This is a genomic window from Microvirgula aerodenitrificans DSM 15089 (assembly GCF_000620105.1).
Classification (GTDB): domain Bacteria; phylum Pseudomonadota; class Gammaproteobacteria; order Burkholderiales; family Aquaspirillaceae; genus Microvirgula; species Microvirgula aerodenitrificans.
This window is the reverse complement of sequence record NZ_JHVK01000003.1, coordinates 58,225-72,638: the sequence shown is the minus strand read 5'-3', so window position 1 is coordinate 72,638 and position 14,414 is coordinate 58,225. Positions and strand designations below refer to the sequence as shown.

At 65.5% G+C, this 14,414-nt stretch carries 13 protein-coding genes; 7 read left to right on the top strand and 6 right to left on the bottom strand.

All coding sequences use genetic code 11. From position 1 onward, the window contains the following. Positions 1-135: 135 nt before the first annotated feature. The 4 genes from Q352_RS0103935 to cadR all read right to left on the bottom strand — a co-directional run bounded on the left by Q352_RS0103935 (position 136) and on the right by cadR (position 3,757). Positions 136-930, bottom strand: coding sequence for an ABC transporter ATP-binding protein (locus Q352_RS0103935; RefSeq protein ID WP_028498222.1), 795 nt, complete (start codon positions 928-930; stop codon positions 136-138). After that, entirely contained in the window at positions 927-1,829 is a 903-nt protein-coding gene (locus Q352_RS0103930; RefSeq protein ID WP_028498221.1) for an ABC transporter permease, read from the bottom strand. The genes Q352_RS0103935 and Q352_RS0103930 overlap by 4 nt, the downstream gene beginning before the upstream one ends. Before the next feature lie 104 nt (positions 1,830-1,933). After that, positions 1,934-2,911 (bottom strand): ABC transporter substrate-binding protein, encoded by a 978-nt coding sequence (locus Q352_RS0103925; RefSeq protein ID WP_028498220.1) that lies wholly within the window; start codon positions 2,909-2,911, stop codon positions 1,934-1,936. Between the two features lie 384 nt (positions 2,912-3,295). Then, positions 3,296-3,757: a Cd(II)/Pb(II)-responsive transcriptional regulator gene (gene cadR / locus Q352_RS0103920; RefSeq protein WP_028498219.1), complete on the bottom strand. Its 462-nt coding sequence runs from the start codon at positions 3,755-3,757 to the stop codon at positions 3,296-3,298. A gap of 104 nt (positions 3,758-3,861) precedes the next feature. On the opposite strand from cadR, the gene Q352_RS0103905 reads away from it, so the two are divergent. The 6 genes from Q352_RS0103905 to Q352_RS19685 all read left to right on the top strand — a co-directional run bounded on the left by Q352_RS0103905 (position 3,862) and on the right by Q352_RS19685 (position 10,769). Continuing rightward, a complete protein-coding gene (locus tag Q352_RS0103905; RefSeq protein WP_084299820.1) occupies positions 3,862-6,144 on the top strand; it encodes a heavy metal translocating P-type ATPase in 2,283 nt (760 codons plus the stop codon). Between the two features lie 42 nt (positions 6,145-6,186). Then, positions 6,187-6,504 carry a TFIIB-type zinc ribbon-containing protein gene (locus Q352_RS0103900; protein ID WP_028498217.1) on the top strand — a complete coding sequence of 106 codons (318 nt, stop codon included), beginning with the start codon at positions 6,187-6,189 and terminating at the stop codon, positions 6,502-6,504. Positions 6,505-6,692: 188 nt separating this feature from the next. Continuing rightward, a complete protein-coding gene (locus Q352_RS0103895) occupies positions 6,693-9,062 on the top strand; it encodes a heavy metal translocating P-type ATPase (RefSeq protein WP_028498216.1) in 2,370 nt (789 codons plus the stop codon). 47 nt (positions 9,063-9,109) lie between these two features. Then, positions 9,110-9,310, top strand: a complete 201-nt coding sequence (locus Q352_RS0103890; RefSeq protein WP_028498215.1) for a heavy-metal-associated domain-containing protein — start codon at positions 9,110-9,112, stop codon at positions 9,308-9,310. After that, positions 9,297-9,608 carry a metal-sensitive transcriptional regulator gene (locus tag Q352_RS0103885; protein WP_315383672.1) on the top strand — a complete coding sequence of 104 codons (312 nt, stop codon included), beginning with the start codon at positions 9,297-9,299 and terminating at the stop codon, positions 9,606-9,608. Before Q352_RS0103890 ends, Q352_RS0103885 begins: the two co-directional genes overlap by 14 nt. 96 nt (positions 9,609-9,704) lie before the next feature. Next, positions 9,705-10,769, top strand: coding sequence for an extracellular catalytic domain type 2 short-chain-length polyhydroxyalkanoate depolymerase (locus Q352_RS19685; RefSeq protein ID WP_051528662.1), 1,065 nt, complete (start codon positions 9,705-9,707; stop codon positions 10,767-10,769). On the opposite strand, the gene Q352_RS0103875 is transcribed toward Q352_RS19685, so the two are convergent. Beyond that, a complete protein-coding gene (locus Q352_RS0103875) occupies positions 10,741-12,051 on the bottom strand; it encodes a D-amino acid dehydrogenase (protein WP_028498213.1) in 1,311 nt (436 codons plus the stop codon). The two genes, Q352_RS19685 and Q352_RS0103875, sit on opposite strands and share 29 nt — an antisense overlap. 162 nt (positions 12,052-12,213) lie before the next feature. Here Q352_RS0103875 and Q352_RS0103870 point away from each other — a divergent pair, with 162 nt between their 5' ends. Continuing rightward, complete coding sequence (locus tag Q352_RS0103870) at positions 12,214-12,702, top strand: Lrp/AsnC ligand binding domain-containing protein (protein WP_028498212.1); 489 nt, start codon at positions 12,214-12,216, stop codon at positions 12,700-12,702. A gap of 33 nt (positions 12,703-12,735) precedes the next feature. On the opposite strand, the gene Q352_RS0103865 is transcribed toward Q352_RS0103870, so the two are convergent. Continuing rightward, positions 12,736-14,412, bottom strand: coding sequence for an AMP-binding protein (locus Q352_RS0103865; RefSeq protein ID WP_028498211.1), 1,677 nt, complete (start codon positions 14,410-14,412; stop codon positions 12,736-12,738). Positions 14,413-14,414 lie beyond the last annotated feature (2 nt).

Genomic DNA, 14,414 nt, shown 5'->3' with positions numbered 1-14,414 from the left:
TCATTCATTCTGCCGTTCGTCAGACAATGCCTCAAGTCATAGCTCAAGACTTCTGATCTACGGCAAGCCGCAACACCATTGGCATGAATGAACAATGCCCGGCGCGTACCGGGCATTGTCGTGGCTAAACATGGCTTAGCCAAGCAATAGCGCATCGTCGGCCAGCACTTCGCCGCGCGTACGCTCGAACAGCGCCAGCAGATCGGGCACGTCCATCTTTGCCCGCTGCTCGCCACTGACGTCCAGCACCACCCGACCCTGATGCAGCATCACCGTCCGGTCGCCGTGGTCGAGTGCCTGGCGCATCGAGTGGGTGACCATCAGTGTGGTCAGCTGGTTCGACTTCACGATCTGGTCGGTCAGTTCCAGCACGAAGGCGGCGGTCTTCGGATCGAGCGCCGCGGTGTGCTCGTCGAGCAGCAGGATGCGCGACGGCTTCAGCGACGCCATCAACAGGCTGACCGCCTGGCGCTGGCCGCCGGACAGCAGGCCCATGCGGTCGGTCAGACGGTTTTCCAGCCCGAGCTTCAGAATGGACAGCTTGTCGCGGAAAATCTCGCGCAGCGCCGGCGTCACCGCGCGGCCCAGACCGCGGCGTTCGCCGCGCTGCCAGGCCAGCGACAGGTTTTCCTCGATGCTGAGCCCTTCGCAGGTACCGGCCATCGGGTCCTGGAACACGCGGGCAACCAGTCCGGCACGCTGCCAGGCATTCAGCCGGGTCACGTCCCTGTCGTCGATGGACAGCGTGCCCTCATCGACGATCAGGTCGCCGCTGATGGCATTCAGGAAGGTCGACTTGCCGGCACCGTTGCTGCCGATGACAGTGACGAACTGGCCGGCCGGGATCGACAGGTCCAGCCCGCGCAGCGCCCGGTTTTCGATCGGCGTGCCGGGATTGAAAGTTTTGGTCAGTCCAGTGGCCTGCATCATTTTCCGCGCCCTCCGAGGGATTTCCGTACCCGCGATTTCAGCGTCGGCAGCACCAGGGCAAAGCCGACCAGCACGGCAGTAATCAGGTTCAGGTCCTGTGCCTGCAGACCGATGAAGTCGGCCGTCAGCGCCACGGCGATAAACAGCCGGTACAGGATGGCGCCGATCACGGCCGCCAGCGTCACCACCCACAGCGAGCGGCTCGGAATCAGCGTCTCGCCGATGATGACCGCCGCCAGACCGACGACGATGGTGCCGATGCCCATCGAGATGTCCGAACCGCCCTGGGTCTGCACATACAGTGCCCCGGCCAGCGCGATCAGCGCGTTGGAGATGGCCATGCCGAGCAGCGTGGCGCGGTCGGTCGAAATGCCCTGCGAGCGGGCCATGCGCGGGTTGGCGCCGGTGGCACGCATGGCCAGACCGGCCTGCGACGCAAAGAACGCATCCAGCGCCAGCTTGGCAATGACCACCACGCAGGCCAGCACCAGCGGCTGAATCCAGTAGGCGCTTTCGCTGCCTTCGGTCACGAACGGGGCGAACACGGTCGGTTCGCCGATCAGCGGCACGTTCGGCGCCCCCATGATGCGCAGGTTGATCGAGTACAGCGCGATCATCACCAGGATGCTGGCCAGCAGCTGCAGGATATTCAGCCGCACATTGAGCCAGCCGGTGACAAAGCCGGCGCCGGCGCCGGCCAGGGTGCCCAGGCCGGTCGCCAGCCACGGGTCATGCCCGCCGGCGATCAGGGTCGCCGCCACGGCGCCGCCGAGCGGAAAGCTGCCGTCGGCGGTCAGGTCGGGGAAATTCAGGATACGGAAGGAAATCAACACGCCAAGTGCGACCAGCGCAAAAATCAGGCCGATTTCCAGCGCACCCATGACGGAAATGAACGACATGCAAACCTCGAATCAAACAACAAAGCCGGACCGCTGCGGGCCGGGCACTACGGAAGCTGCGACGGGGGCGGAAGGCGGCCAGGCCGGCTTCCGCCCGGCCGGTCTTACTTCACCACGTCCTTGGCTTCCTTCAGCAGGGCCGGCGACAGCGTCGCCCCCTGCTTCTGCGCCGCGGCCGGATTGACCATCAGCGCGGTCTTGCTGCCCTTCTCCGGCGCAATGCTGCCAGCCTTCTCGCCCTTCAGCAGACGAACGACGATCTTGCCGGTCTGGCGACCCATGTCGTAGTAGTTCATGCCCAGCGCCGCGACGGCACCACGCTTGACCGAATCGGTGTCGGCGGCGATCAGCGGGATCTTGGCATCGCTGGCGACGCGCACCAGCGACTCATAGGTCGACACCACATTGTTGTCGGTCGAGGTGTAGATCACGTCGACCTTGCCGATCAGGCTCTTGGCCGCCGGTGCGACGTCGACGGTGCGGGCCGCAGCGGCCTCGACCAGCGTCATGCCGCGCTTGGCCAGGGCGGCCTTCAGTTCCTTGGCCACGATGACCGAGTTCACTTCGCCCGGGCTATAGACCATGCCGACGCGCTTCGCGCCCGGCTTGACCTTCAGGATCAGGTCGATCTGCGGTTCCAGCGGCAGCATGTCGGACACGCCGGTCACGTTGGTGCCGCTGGGCTTCCAGCCCGGCACCAGCTTGGCTGCGACCGGATCGGTCACGGCAGTGAACACCACCGGGATGGTCTTGGTCGCGGCAGCGGCGGCCTGTGCGCTCGGCGTGGCAATGGCGACGATCACGTCGGCCTTGTCGCCGATGAATTTGCGCGCGATCTGCGCCGCGGTCGCCGTGTTGCCCTGGGCGCTCTGGTACTGGTACTTGATCTGCTTGTTCGGTTCGAAGCCGGCGGCTTTCAGTTCGTCCTCGACCCCCTTGCGGGCGGCATCCAGCGCCGGGTGGTCGACGATGGACGTCACCGCGACGGATTTCTGTTCAGCCGCCATGGCGGGAAGCGTAAACGCGGCCAGCACGCCGGCGGCCAGACAACTCAGGGCAATACGACGGGACACAGGGATCATGATCGTTTCCGGGTAATGGGTTCACAAGGGACGCCCCTCACAGGGTGTGTGACGGTGTGCCCCGTTGGGGAAATACGCGCAATGGCATATGCACATTAAATCGCGGGCAATTTTATTGCAAAACCCGTACACGGTTTGCGCCCTTCTCCGGACTTAATTGCCTCCGGTACGCAAAAAAGGCTATTTCGTTGCAGTCGCCTTGCTGCAAGCCGGAAAACCCGGCTCAAAACCCGTCATTGCTGGATGATCATGCTGAAATCGAGGTCAAAAATAATCATGAATCACTTCATGCAGCACGATGTGTGTCATTAACGGCATCCGGTACAAAGATTCACCGTTTTTCACCCGCCTACCGGCAGGATATGCGGTCAACCTGCCTGCCGGCTAGCGATGATGCACACCCGGAATATGGCTGTGGTCGCCATCGGCAGCCGGTGAGGCCGGTGTCTCGCCGGCACGATTGAGTTGCTGCAGGATCCCGCAGTCGCGCGCGGCACTGGCGGTCCGGCATGCCTGGCGCAGCGATTCGAGCTGTCCGCGCAGACGGTCGAGCTCGGCAATCCGCGCTTCGACATGCGCCAGATGCGCATCCAGCAACCGGTTGACCGTCTCGCAATCGGCCTCCGGGCTGTCCAGCGCCGCCAGCAGTACGCGAATCTCGTCCTGGGTCATGTCCAGCGCCCGGCAGCGGCGGATAAACAACAGCCGCTCCAGGTGGGTGTGGTCGTAGACGCGGTAATTGTTGCCTTCGCTGCGGTTTGCCAGCGGCAGCAGCCCCTCGCGTTCGTAATAGCGCACGGTTTCGACCGGGCAGCCGGCCTGGCGGGCAAGTTCGCCGATTCTCATGATGAACGCTCCGGGATGAGAACGAAGTGCAATACCGGGCTTGACCCTGTAGCCACTTCACGGTGTGGAATAGGATCATCTTAGCGGTCACACCGGACTTCGTCATGGCACAACACACCTCACATCGGCACGACGGGCAGGATCATCACCACGATCATGACCATGATCGTCACCACGGACACGATCATGGACACGAGCACGGCCCTGCACACGATCACGCCCCGGCGCCGACGGCCTGCTGCGGCAGTTGCGGCAGCGATGCCCCGGCCGTCATCACCGTGGCGGACGAGCCGGTTCCCCCGGGCATGGTGATCACCGCAGTCCGTATCGGCGAAATGGACTGTCCGACCGAGGAAGCCCTGATCCGCAAGGCGCTCGGCGCGCATCCGGCCGTCGGCTGGCTGCGCTTCAACCTGATGCAGCGCGTGCTGACCCTGGCTCACCAGCCGCAGGCGCTGGACGACCTGCTGGCACTGGTGCGCGGGCTCGGCCTGACGCCGGAACCGCTCGATGCCGCCCCGCAGGCTGCGCCCGGCCCGGTCCGGCGCGGTCTGCCGCTGGCGCTGGCCGGCGTATTTGCCGCCGCCGCCGAGGCGGTCGAATTCAGCCGGGGCGGCCCCGACTGGCTGATCGCCGCCCTGGCGGTGGCGGCCATCCTGCTGGCCGGGCTCGGCACCTATCGCAAGGGCTGGATCGCCATCCGCCATCTGACTCTGAATATCAATGCCCTGATGAGCATCGCCGTGACCGGCGCCATGCTGATCGGCCAGTGGCCGGAAGCCGCCATGGTCATGGTGCTGTTCACACTGGCCGAGTGGATCGAGGCGCGCTCGCTGGACCGGGCCCGCAATGCGGTCAGTGGCCTGCTGGCGCTGTCGCCGCCGACCGCCAGCGTCGAAACCGCCGACGGCTGGGCCGAGTGTGACGCCGCGCAGGTGCCGGTCGGCGCCCGGGTCCGGGTTCGCCCCGGCGAGCGCGTCGCACTGGATGGCGAGGTGGAAAGCGGCCAGTCCGCCGTCGACCAGGCCGCCATCACCGGCGAAAGCCTGCCGGTGGAAAAAGGCATCGGCGACACGCTGTTTGCCGGCACGGTCAACACCTCGGGCGAACTGGTGTACCGGGTGACGGCGACCGGCGGCAACAGCACGCTGGCGCGCATCATCCATGCCATCGAGGAAGCCCAGGGGGCACGGGCGCCAACCCAGCGCTTTGTCGACCGCTTCGCGGCCATCTATACGCCGGCGGTACTGGTGTTCGCCATCCTGGTGGCCCTGCTGCCGCCGCTGCTGTCCGGCGGCGCCTGGCTGGAATGGAGTTATCGCGCGCTGGTGCTGCTGGTCATCGCCTGCCCGTGCGCCCTGGTCATTTCCACCCCGGTGACCATTGTCAGCGGGCTGGCGCTGGCCGCGCGACGCGGCATCCTGATCAAGGGCGGGACCTATCTGGAACAGGGTCGCCGCCTGGGCTGGATCGCGCTGGACAAGACCGGCACGCTGACGGCCGGCCGGCCGGTGCGTACCGACTTCGCCCCGCAGGGGAATACCCCGCCGGCCCATGCCGAGCGGCTGGCCGTCTCGCTGGCCACCCGGTCGGACCACCCGGTTTCGCAGGCAATTGCCGATGGCCGCAGCGAACTGGCCGCCCCGGTAGACGGGTTTACCGCCCTGCCCGGCCGCGGCGTGCACGGCACCATCGACGGACAGACATACTGGCTGGGCAATCACCGGCTGATCGAGGAACGCGGCGTGTGCTCACCGGCCATCGAGGCACAGTTGCAGGCCTTCGAGACCGCCGGCAAGAGCACGGTGCTGCTGGCCAGCGAACACGAAGTGCTCGGCCTGTTCGCGGTCGCCGACACGCTGCGGCCGGAAAGCCGCGAGGCGATTGCCCAGTTGCATGCGCTGGGTGTGCGCACGCTGATGCTGTCCGGCGACAACCAGCATACCGTGACCGCCATTGCCGGCCAGGTCGGCATCGACGAGGCACGCGGCAACCAGTTGCCCGCCGACAAGCTGGCCGCCATCGAGTCGCTGCTGGCCCGGGATGCATCGGTCGGCATGGTCGGTGACGGCATCAACGATGCGCCGGCGCTGGCCCGCGCCGACATCGGCTTCGCCATGGGCGCGGCCGGCAGCGACACCGCCATCGAGACCGCCGACGTGGCGCTGATGAACGATGACCTGCGCAAATTGCCGGCTTTTGTCCGCCTGTCGCGCGCCACTCACAACATTCTGGTGCAGAACATAAGCGTGGCTTTAGGTATCAAGGCGATATTCCTGGTATTGACGCTGTCCGGCATGGGCACCATGTGGATGGCCGTGTTCGCCGATGTCGGCGCCAGCCTGCTGGTGGTCGGCAACGGCCTGCGGCTGCTCCGCCACCGCTGAGCCCCGGCAGCGTCCCCCTGTTTTCACACAAGGAATGCCATCATGAAATGTCCCGTCTGCCCGGATGCCACCCTGGTCATGAGCGATCGCCAGGGCGTGGAGATCGACTATTGCCCGCAGTGTCGTGGCGTATGGCTCGATCGCGGCGAGCTCGACAAGATCATCGAGCGCTCGCAGCAGCAACTGTCCGCCGCCAGCGCGCCGCAAATGGCACCGCCGCCACCACAACCGTCACACCATGCCCAACCGCAGCAGGGCTACCCACAACAGCAAGGCTACCCGCAACACGGTTATGACAAGCATGGCGACAAGCAGTATGGCAAACGTCGCAAGTCGTTCTGGGAAGAGATTTTCGACTGAAAGAGCGGCTGAACTGCAGGGGTACCAGCAAACATCCCCGCTGAACGGGGGACTGCCGGAGACGGCAGTCCCCCGTTTTATTTGCAGCAGGCCACCGGGGCGGGCGGGCCCGGTTCGGAACACAGCTTGTTCATATAGGGTGCCAGGGTATATAGTCCACTCATACACATACCCCACAGGGCTATGCAATGAGCACTTCGACAGTCTTTCCCATCAGCGGCATGAGCTGCGCTGCCTGCGCCATCCGCATCGAGAAGCGGCTGAATGCGCTCGACGGTGTCAGCGCACAGGTCAACTTCGCCACCGAAAGCGCCGTGGTCACCCGTGACGACAGCGTGCCGCTGGCTACCGTGGTCGACACCATACGCAAAACCGGCTTCGACATCGTGCCCGAGCGCGTGGAGCTGGCCTTGTCCGGCATGACCTGCGCTGCCTGCGCCCAGCGCATCGAGACGGTGCTGAACCGCCTGCCCGGCGTCAGCGCCAGCGTGAACTTCGCCACCGAAACCGCTCGCGTCGACATGCTGCCCGGCACCGCCGACGTGAACGCACTGGTCGCCGCCGTCACCCGGGCCGGTTATGAAGCCAGACCGCTAGCCGGCGATGACCGCGCCGCACGCAAGGCGGAGAAACAGCTCGCCTACCGGCAGGAGTTGCGCCAGTTCGCCATCGCCGCGCTGTTTACGCTGCCGCTGTGGCTGGAAATGGTGTCCATGTTCGGTGGCAGTCACGAAGGCCTGCTGCCGCGCTGGCTGCAGCTGCTGCTGGCGACACCGGTGCAGTTCTGGGCCGGCTGGCGCTTCTATCGCGGCGCCTGGCATGCCCTGCGTGGCGGTGGCGCCAATATGGACGTACTGATTGCGTCCGGCACCACCGTTGCCTACGCAATGAGCGCCGTCATTACCGTGCTGGGGCTTGAACACCAGCATGTGTATTTCGAGGCCAGCGCCTCGGTCATCACTCTGGTCATTCTCGGCAAGCTGCTGGAGGCACGTGCCAAGGGCCGCACGTCGGCCGCCATCGAGACCCTGCTCGGCATGCAGCCCAAAACCGCACGGGTCGAGCGTGATGGCCAGTTGACCGAGGTGCCGATCGCCAGCCTGCAGCCCGGCGACATCGTGGTGGTCCGCTACGGCGAAGCACTGCCGGTCGATGGCGAAGTCAGCGACGGCACGGCGGCTGTGGATGAAAGCATGCTGTCCGGCGAGAGCATGCCGGTCAACAAGGCGGTCGGCAGCCCGGTCTATGCCGGCACCCGCACCGTCGAGGGCATGCTGAAGGTCCGTGCCGGCAGTGTCGGCGAGCGGACCCGGCTGGCCGAGATCGTTCGCCTGGTCAGCGAGGCGCAAGGCTCGAAAGCGCCGATCCAGCAACTGGCCGACCGCATTTCCGGGGTGTTCGTGCCGGTGGTGATGGCGATCGCGGTGCTGACCTTCGTCGTCACGCTGCTGCTGACCGGCGACGGTGTCACCAGCCTGATGCATGCGGTCGCGGTGCTGGTCATTGCCTGCCCGTGCGCACTGGGCCTGGCCACGCCGACTGCCATCATGGTCGGCATCGGCCGCGGCGCGACAGCCGGTCTGCTGTTCCGCAATGCGTCGGCGCTGGAACGCGCCGAACACATCAATACACTGGTCGTGGACAAGACCGGCACGCTGACCCGCGGTCAGCCGGTCGTCACCGATGTCGAGGCCCTTGCCGGCCATGACCGCGCCAGCGTGCTGCAGCTCGCCGCCAGCGTGGAACAGGGGTCCGAACACCCGCTGGCGCGTGCGGTGCTCGATGCCGCCGCGGCCGATGGCCTGGCGCTGGCGGCAGTGGACGATTTCAGGGTCGAGGCCGGACATGGTGTCGCCGCCCGCCTGCGTGGCGGTCAGGCGCTGCGCCTCGGCACCCCGGACTGGATCGGCGCCGACGAGGCGCTGTGCGAACAGGCCACCCGGCTGGCTGCTGCCGGTCGCACGGTGGTGGTGCTTGAGGTCGACGGCCGGCCCGCCGGGCTGATCGGCATGGCCGACGCCCTGCGCGAGACATCGCCCGCCGCTGTCCGCCGCTTGCGGCAGATGGGCGTCGACGTGATCATGCTGACCGGCGACAACGCCGCCACCGCCCGTGCCATTGCCGCGCAGGCCGGCATCGAACGCTTCGAGGCGCAGGTGCTGCCGGCCGACAAGGCACGCATCGTCGAGGGACTGCGCCGCGAAGGTCGCGTGGTTGCCATGGCCGGCGATGGCGTCAACGATGCCCCGGCCCTGGCCTGCGCGGATGTCGGCTTTGCCATGGGCGCCGGCAGCGATGTCGCCATCGAGACGGCCGAGATCACGCTGATGCAGAGCGATCTGTCGTCGGTAGCCGATGCGATCGACCTGTCGCGGAAAACCATGAAGAAAATCCGCCAGAACCTGTTCTTCGCCTTTATCTACAACGTCCTGGGCATTCCGCTGGCCGCCATCGGCCTGCTGAGTCCGGTCATTGCCGGCGCGGCCATGGCCGCCAGTTCGGTGTCGGTGGTCAGCAATTCCCTGCTGCTTCGGCGCTGGACCCGTCAGCCACGCTGATTGCCACCCTGTCCTTTAACCCCACTTGCCCAACCAAGGAGCAGACCATGAACACCATCGAACTCACGATTTCCGGCATGACGTGCCAGGGATGCGTCAAGAGCGTCACCCGGGTGCTGGAAGCCCTGCCCGGCGTCAAGCACACCGACGTCGCCATCGGCCGCGCCACGGTCGAATTCGACCCGGCGGCACAGAACGCCGATACGCTGCGCAGCGCCATCGAGGATGCCGGCTTTGACGTCGCATGAAGGGTGCCACCCGGTCACGGACAAGACGGTCGTCCGCGCTGACAAGCAGAAGCTGATCCACCGCCTGAACCGCATCGAGGGCCAGGTGCGCGGGATCAGCGGCATGATCGACGACGACCGCTACTGTGTCGATGTGCTGACGCAGATCGCCTCGGTCAAGTCGGCGCTGGACGGGCTGGCGATGCAGCTGCTGGAAAGCCACGCCAAGGGCTGTGTGTCGCGCGCGATCGAAGGCGGCGAAGGCGATGCGGCGATCGAGGAACTGATGGGCGTGTTCCGCAAGCTAACCCGGTCCTGAGCCGTATTTTGCGTCGCACAATGCCATTGTCCTTGAGTGCAGGCGGGTTTCAGGCTATCTGTAAGGGGTAGCCTGAAATCTTACGGAGAAAAGTGCATGTCACGACATCGCCACCTGCTGCTGACCACCCTGCTTGTCACCCTGACCCCCGTCGCCTTTGCCGCTCAGCCGCTGCCGGCCTTCAATGGCGATGCGGCGCAGTCTTCGGTATCCGGACTGTCGTCCGGCGCCTTCATGGCTTTCCAGTACCTGGTCGCCAACTCGGCTTCGGTCAAGGGCGCCGGCGTGGTCGCCGGCGGTCCGTACTATTGCGCGGTGGGCAATCTGCCGACCGCGCTCAGTTGCATGAACGGGCTGACGCCGGCACCGGCGGCGCTGCTCGCCTCGGCGGAAACCTTCGAGCTGATGGGGCAGATCGATGCACTGTCCCATCTGGCCAAACGCCGCGCCTACCTGTTCAGCGGCACGAGTGACAGCGTGGTGCAGCCGGCGGCGGTGGAAGCCGGTGATGCCTTCCTGCGCCTGGCCGGCATGCCGGACGCACAGCGCCGCTATGTGGGCACGCTGCCGGCCGGCCATGCGCTGATCACGCCCGCCTTCGGCAATGCGTGCGATGCCAACAAGACGCCCTATATCAGTCACTGCGCGGTGGACGACAACGGCTATGACCAGGCAGGCGCCATCCTCACCCAGATCGATCCCGAGCTGAAACCGCCATCGGCCGACATCCCGGCCGGCCGTCTGGTCGCCTTCGACCAGAAGCCGTTCACCAGCTGGCGGGCGCGGATGGCCAGCGAAGGCCATGTCTACGTGCCGCGTGCCTGCGAACGGGGCGAACCCTGCCGCGTGCATATTGCGCTGCATGGCTGCAAGCAGTCGTCAAAGACGATCGGGGATCTGTTCTACACCCGCACCGGCTACAACCGCTGGGCCGACAGCAACAATCTGCTGATTCTGTACCCGCAAGTGGACCCGACGCCGATGGTCAATCCGTCCGGCTGCTGGGACTGGTGGGGCTATAGCGGTGCGGACTACGCGTGGAAGGGCGGCGCACAGATAACGGCCATCAAGGCGATGGCCGATCATCTGGTATCGGCGCCGCTGCCGTCGCCGGCAACGGACGCCGCCGCAATCAGACAGCGGGGTGCGGGTTTGCCATGACGCCGGACCGCGCCGGCGCGACAGTGCGGGCGCCGTAGCGGGCGACCGACAGCCCGTCGGCCGAGATATCCGGCGTGCGGCCGGTAATCTGGTCGGCGAGCAATTTGCCCGAGCCGGCGCTCATGGTCCAGCCGAGCGTACCGTGGCCGGTGTTCAGCGACAGGTTGGCGAAACGGGTCGCGCCGATGATCGGCGTGCCGTCCGGCGTCATCGGCCGCAGGCCGGTCCAGAACGTGGCGGCCGGAATGTCGCCGCCCTCGGCAAACAGGTCGCCGACACACATTTCCAGCGTGGCGCGGCGTTTCGGGTTCAGGCTCAGGTCGAAGCCGGCGATTTCGGCCATGCCGCCGACGCGGATGCGGTTGTCGAAGCGGGTGATGGCGATCTTGTAGGTTTCGTCCATCACGGTCGAGATCGGTGCCATGTCCGGGTTGGTGATCGGAACGGTCAGCGAATAGCCTTTCAGCGGATAGACCGGGATGTCGATGCCCAGCGGCTTCAGGAACGCAGTCGAATAGCTGCCGAAGGCGACGACGTAATGGTCGCCCTCGATCACCTCGCTGCCCGATTTCACGCCGCGGATGCGCTTGCCGTCGGTCAGCAGGCTGTCGACCGGGGTGTTCCAGCGGAAGTTGACACCGAGCTCGGCCGCCAGACGGGCCAGCTCGATGGTGAACAGATTGCAGTCACCGGTTTCGTCGTTCGGCAGTTGCAGCGCGGCGACCAGCTTGTCCTTGACCCGTGCCAGCGCCGGTTCGACGGCGGCAATGCCGTCGCGGTCATAGACCTTGTACGGCACGCCGCACTCTTCCAGCACGGCAATATCCTTCTGCATCGCATCGACCTGCTGCTGGGTGCGGAACACCTGCAGCGTGCCGAGCTGGCGACCTTCGTAGTGAATACCGGTGTCTTCCCGCAGCGCCTTGATACAATCACGGCTATATTCGGCCAGCCGCATCATGCGCGCCTTGTTGACCGCATAGCGCGCCGAGGTGCAGTTGACCAGCATCTGCTTCATCCACTTGAGCTGGGCCAGCGTGCCGTCCGGGCGGATGGCCAGCGGCGCATGCTGCTGGAACAGCCACTTGGCCGCTTTCAGCGGGATGCCGGGCGCCGCCCACGGGGCCGAATATCCCGGGGAGATCTGTCCTGCGTTGCCGAAGCTGGTTTCCAGCGCCGGGCCGGACTCGCGTTCGACCACGGTCACGTCACAGCCGCTGCGTGCCAGATAATACGCGGTGGAAATCCCGATAACGCCCCCGCCGAGAACGACGACTTTCATCTTGCTGCCCTCTATGCTTGTGCAGAATATGTTCTTGTATAACCCTGCCGGAATCGGCAGTGATTTCCTATAGTATATTGGCCACCTTGCAGGTATTTTCACCGTTCTACGCGAATTGGCTATAGTAGTTGCAGGCTCAATTGGAAATTTTCAGGACTTATCATGAGAACTCGCTATCAGGGCGTCAAAGAGCTTGATCGCATGGACCGGCGCATTCTTGACGTGCTGCAGCGCGATGGTCGCATCGCCATGACCGAGCTGGCCGAACGGGTCGGTCTGACCACCACGCCCTGTACCGAACGGGTGCGCAGACTGGAGAAGGAAGGGGTCATCGAGGGCTACGCGGCGCGGGTCAATCCGAAGGCGCTCGGCCTGCCGCTGCTGGTGTTCGTCGAGATCCGGCTGTCGACCAAATCGGGAGAGATTTTCGAGGCGTTCCGGCGCGAGGTGGTCACGCTGCCGCATGTACTCGACTGCCACCTGGTCTCGGGCGACTTCGACTATCTGATCAAGGCGCGGATTCCCGACATGTCGCTGTACCGTTCCCTGCTCGGCGACATCCTGCTGAAGCTGCCGTGTGCGAACGAATCGCGCAGCTATGTGGTAATGGAAGAAGTGAAGGAAACGCTGGCGCTGCCGATCGATGGCTGACCGGACCGGCGGCGCCGGCGTCTGGCGCGCGACTCAGCCGTCGAGGCCGAGCTTTTCCTTCATCGCGTCGCGCATCATGTATTTCTGGATCTTGCCGGTGATGGTCATCGGAAAGCTGTCGACGAATTCGATATAGCGCGGGATCTTGTAGTGGGCGATCTGGCCGCGGCAGAAGTCGCGGATATCGTCCTCGCTGATCGTCTGCGCCGGCCGCAGCTTGATCCAGGCGCACAGCTCCTCGCCCAGCCGCGCATCCGGCACGCCGATCACCTGCACATCCTGCACCGCCGGATGGCGGTAGAGAAACTCCTCGATCTCGCGCGGATAGATGTTCTCGCCGCCCCGGATCACCATGTCCTTGACCCGGCCGACGATGGTGCAGTAGCCCTCGTCGTCGATCACTGCCAGGTCACCGGTATGCATCCAGCCGGCGACATCGATCGCCTCGCGCGTCTTCGCCTCGTCGCCCCAGTAGCCGAGCATGACCGAATAGCCGCGCGTCAGCAGCTCGCCGGTTTCGCCGCGCGGCACGATGCCGCCGTCACCATCGACGATCTTCACTTCGACATGCGGATGCACCAGTCCGACCGTGGACACGCGTCGCGCCTCCGGGGTATCGGTCTGGCTCTGGAAGCTGCCCGGGCTGGTTTCGGTCATGCCGTAGACAATGGTGACCTCGCGCATGTGCATGTCGTCGACCACCCGCCGCATGACTTCGGTCGGGCACGGACTGCCGGCCATGATGCCGGTACGCAGGCTGGCCAGGTCGTACTCGTCGAATTCGGGATGATCGAGGATGCCGATAAACATGGTCGGCACGCCATGCAGCGCCGTGCAGCGTTCGCGCTCGACCGTTTCCAGCACGGCCAGCGGATCGAATCCTTCGGACGGATACACCATCGCCGCGCCATGGGTCAGGCAGGCCAGATTGCCAAGCACCATGCCGAAGCAGTGGTACAGCGGCACCGGGATGCACAGCCGGTCATCCGCCGTCAGTCGCATGGCCTCGGCGACGAAAAACCCGTTGTTGAGGATATTGTGATGCGACAGCGTCGCCCCTTTCGGGCTGCCGGTGGTGCCGGATGTGAACTGGATATTGACCGGGTCGTCGAACTGGATCCGCTCGTTCAGCGTCTCCAGAGCCTCGCGCTCGCCATCTGCCGGCCCGGTCAGCAGCGCGGAGAAATTCAGCATGCCGCGGCTGGTGCTGTCGCCGAGCCGGATCACCAGCCGCACGCTCGGCAGCCGCGCCGACGACAGCCGCCCCGGGGTGCCGTTCTTCCACTCCGGCGCCAGGTCGTACAGCATGTCCAGATAGTCGCTGCTCTTGAAGCCCGGCGACACGATCAGCGCCGCGCAGCCGACCTTGTTCAGCGCGTACTCCAGCTCGGCACGGCGATAGGCCGGGTTGATATTGACCAGCACCAGCCCGGCACGCGCGGTGGCGAACTGCGCCAGCACCCACTCGCTGTTGTTCTGCGACCAGATGCCGACCCGCTCGCCCGGCTGCAGCCCGAGCCGGATCAGCGAGCAGGCCAGCCGGTCGACCTGTTCGGCCAGCTCGGCATACGTCCAGCGCACGTGCTGATAGGGCACGATCAGGGCCGGCCGGTCGGCGTAGCGGCGGCAGGCGTCGGCAAAATAGCGGCCGATCGGCAAGCCGATCAGCGGAATGGCGCTGGCGCCATGGACATAACTGGGGTGCGGCATCG

Bases quoted from the DNA above. Each gene is read 5' to 3' on its own strand.
- Q352_RS0103875 (WP_028498213.1), bottom strand. From the start codon at position 12,051: ATGAAAGTCGTCGTTCTCGGCGGGGGCGTTATCGGGATTTCCACCGCG.
- Q352_RS0103925 (WP_028498220.1), bottom strand. From the start codon at position 2,911: ATGATCCCTGTGTCCCGTCGTATTGCCCTGAGTTGTCTGGCCGCCGGC.
- Q352_RS0103895 (WP_028498216.1), top strand. From the start codon at position 6,693: ATGAGCACTTCGACAGTCTTTCCCATCAGCGGCATGAGCTGCGCTGCC.
- Q352_RS0103905 (WP_084299820.1), top strand. From the start codon at position 3,862: ATGGCACAACACACCTCACATCGGCACGACGGGCAGGATCATCACCAC.
- Q352_RS0103870 (WP_028498212.1), top strand. From the start codon at position 12,214: ATGAGAACTCGCTATCAGGGCGTCAAAGAGCTTGATCGCATGGACCGG.
- Q352_RS0103900 (WP_028498217.1), top strand. From the start codon at position 6,187: ATGAAATGTCCCGTCTGCCCGGATGCCACCCTGGTCATGAGCGATCGC.
- Q352_RS0103930 (WP_028498221.1), bottom strand. From the start codon at position 1,829: ATGTCGTTCATTTCCGTCATGGGTGCGCTGGAAATCGGCCTGATTTTT.
- Q352_RS19685 (WP_051528662.1), top strand. From the start codon at position 9,705: ATGTCACGACATCGCCACCTGCTGCTGACCACCCTGCTTGTCACCCTG.
- Q352_RS0103865 (WP_028498211.1), bottom strand. From the start codon at position 14,412: ATGCCGCACCCCAGTTATGTCCATGGCGCCAGCGCCATTCCGCTGATC.
- Q352_RS0103935 (WP_028498222.1), bottom strand. From the start codon at position 930: ATGATGCAGGCCACTGGACTGACCAAAACTTTCAATCCCGGCACGCCG.
- Q352_RS0103890 (WP_028498215.1), top strand. From the start codon at position 9,110: ATGAACACCATCGAACTCACGATTTCCGGCATGACGTGCCAGGGATGC.
- cadR (WP_028498219.1), bottom strand. From the start codon at position 3,757: ATGAGAATCGGCGAACTTGCCCGCCAGGCCGGCTGCCCGGTCGAAACC.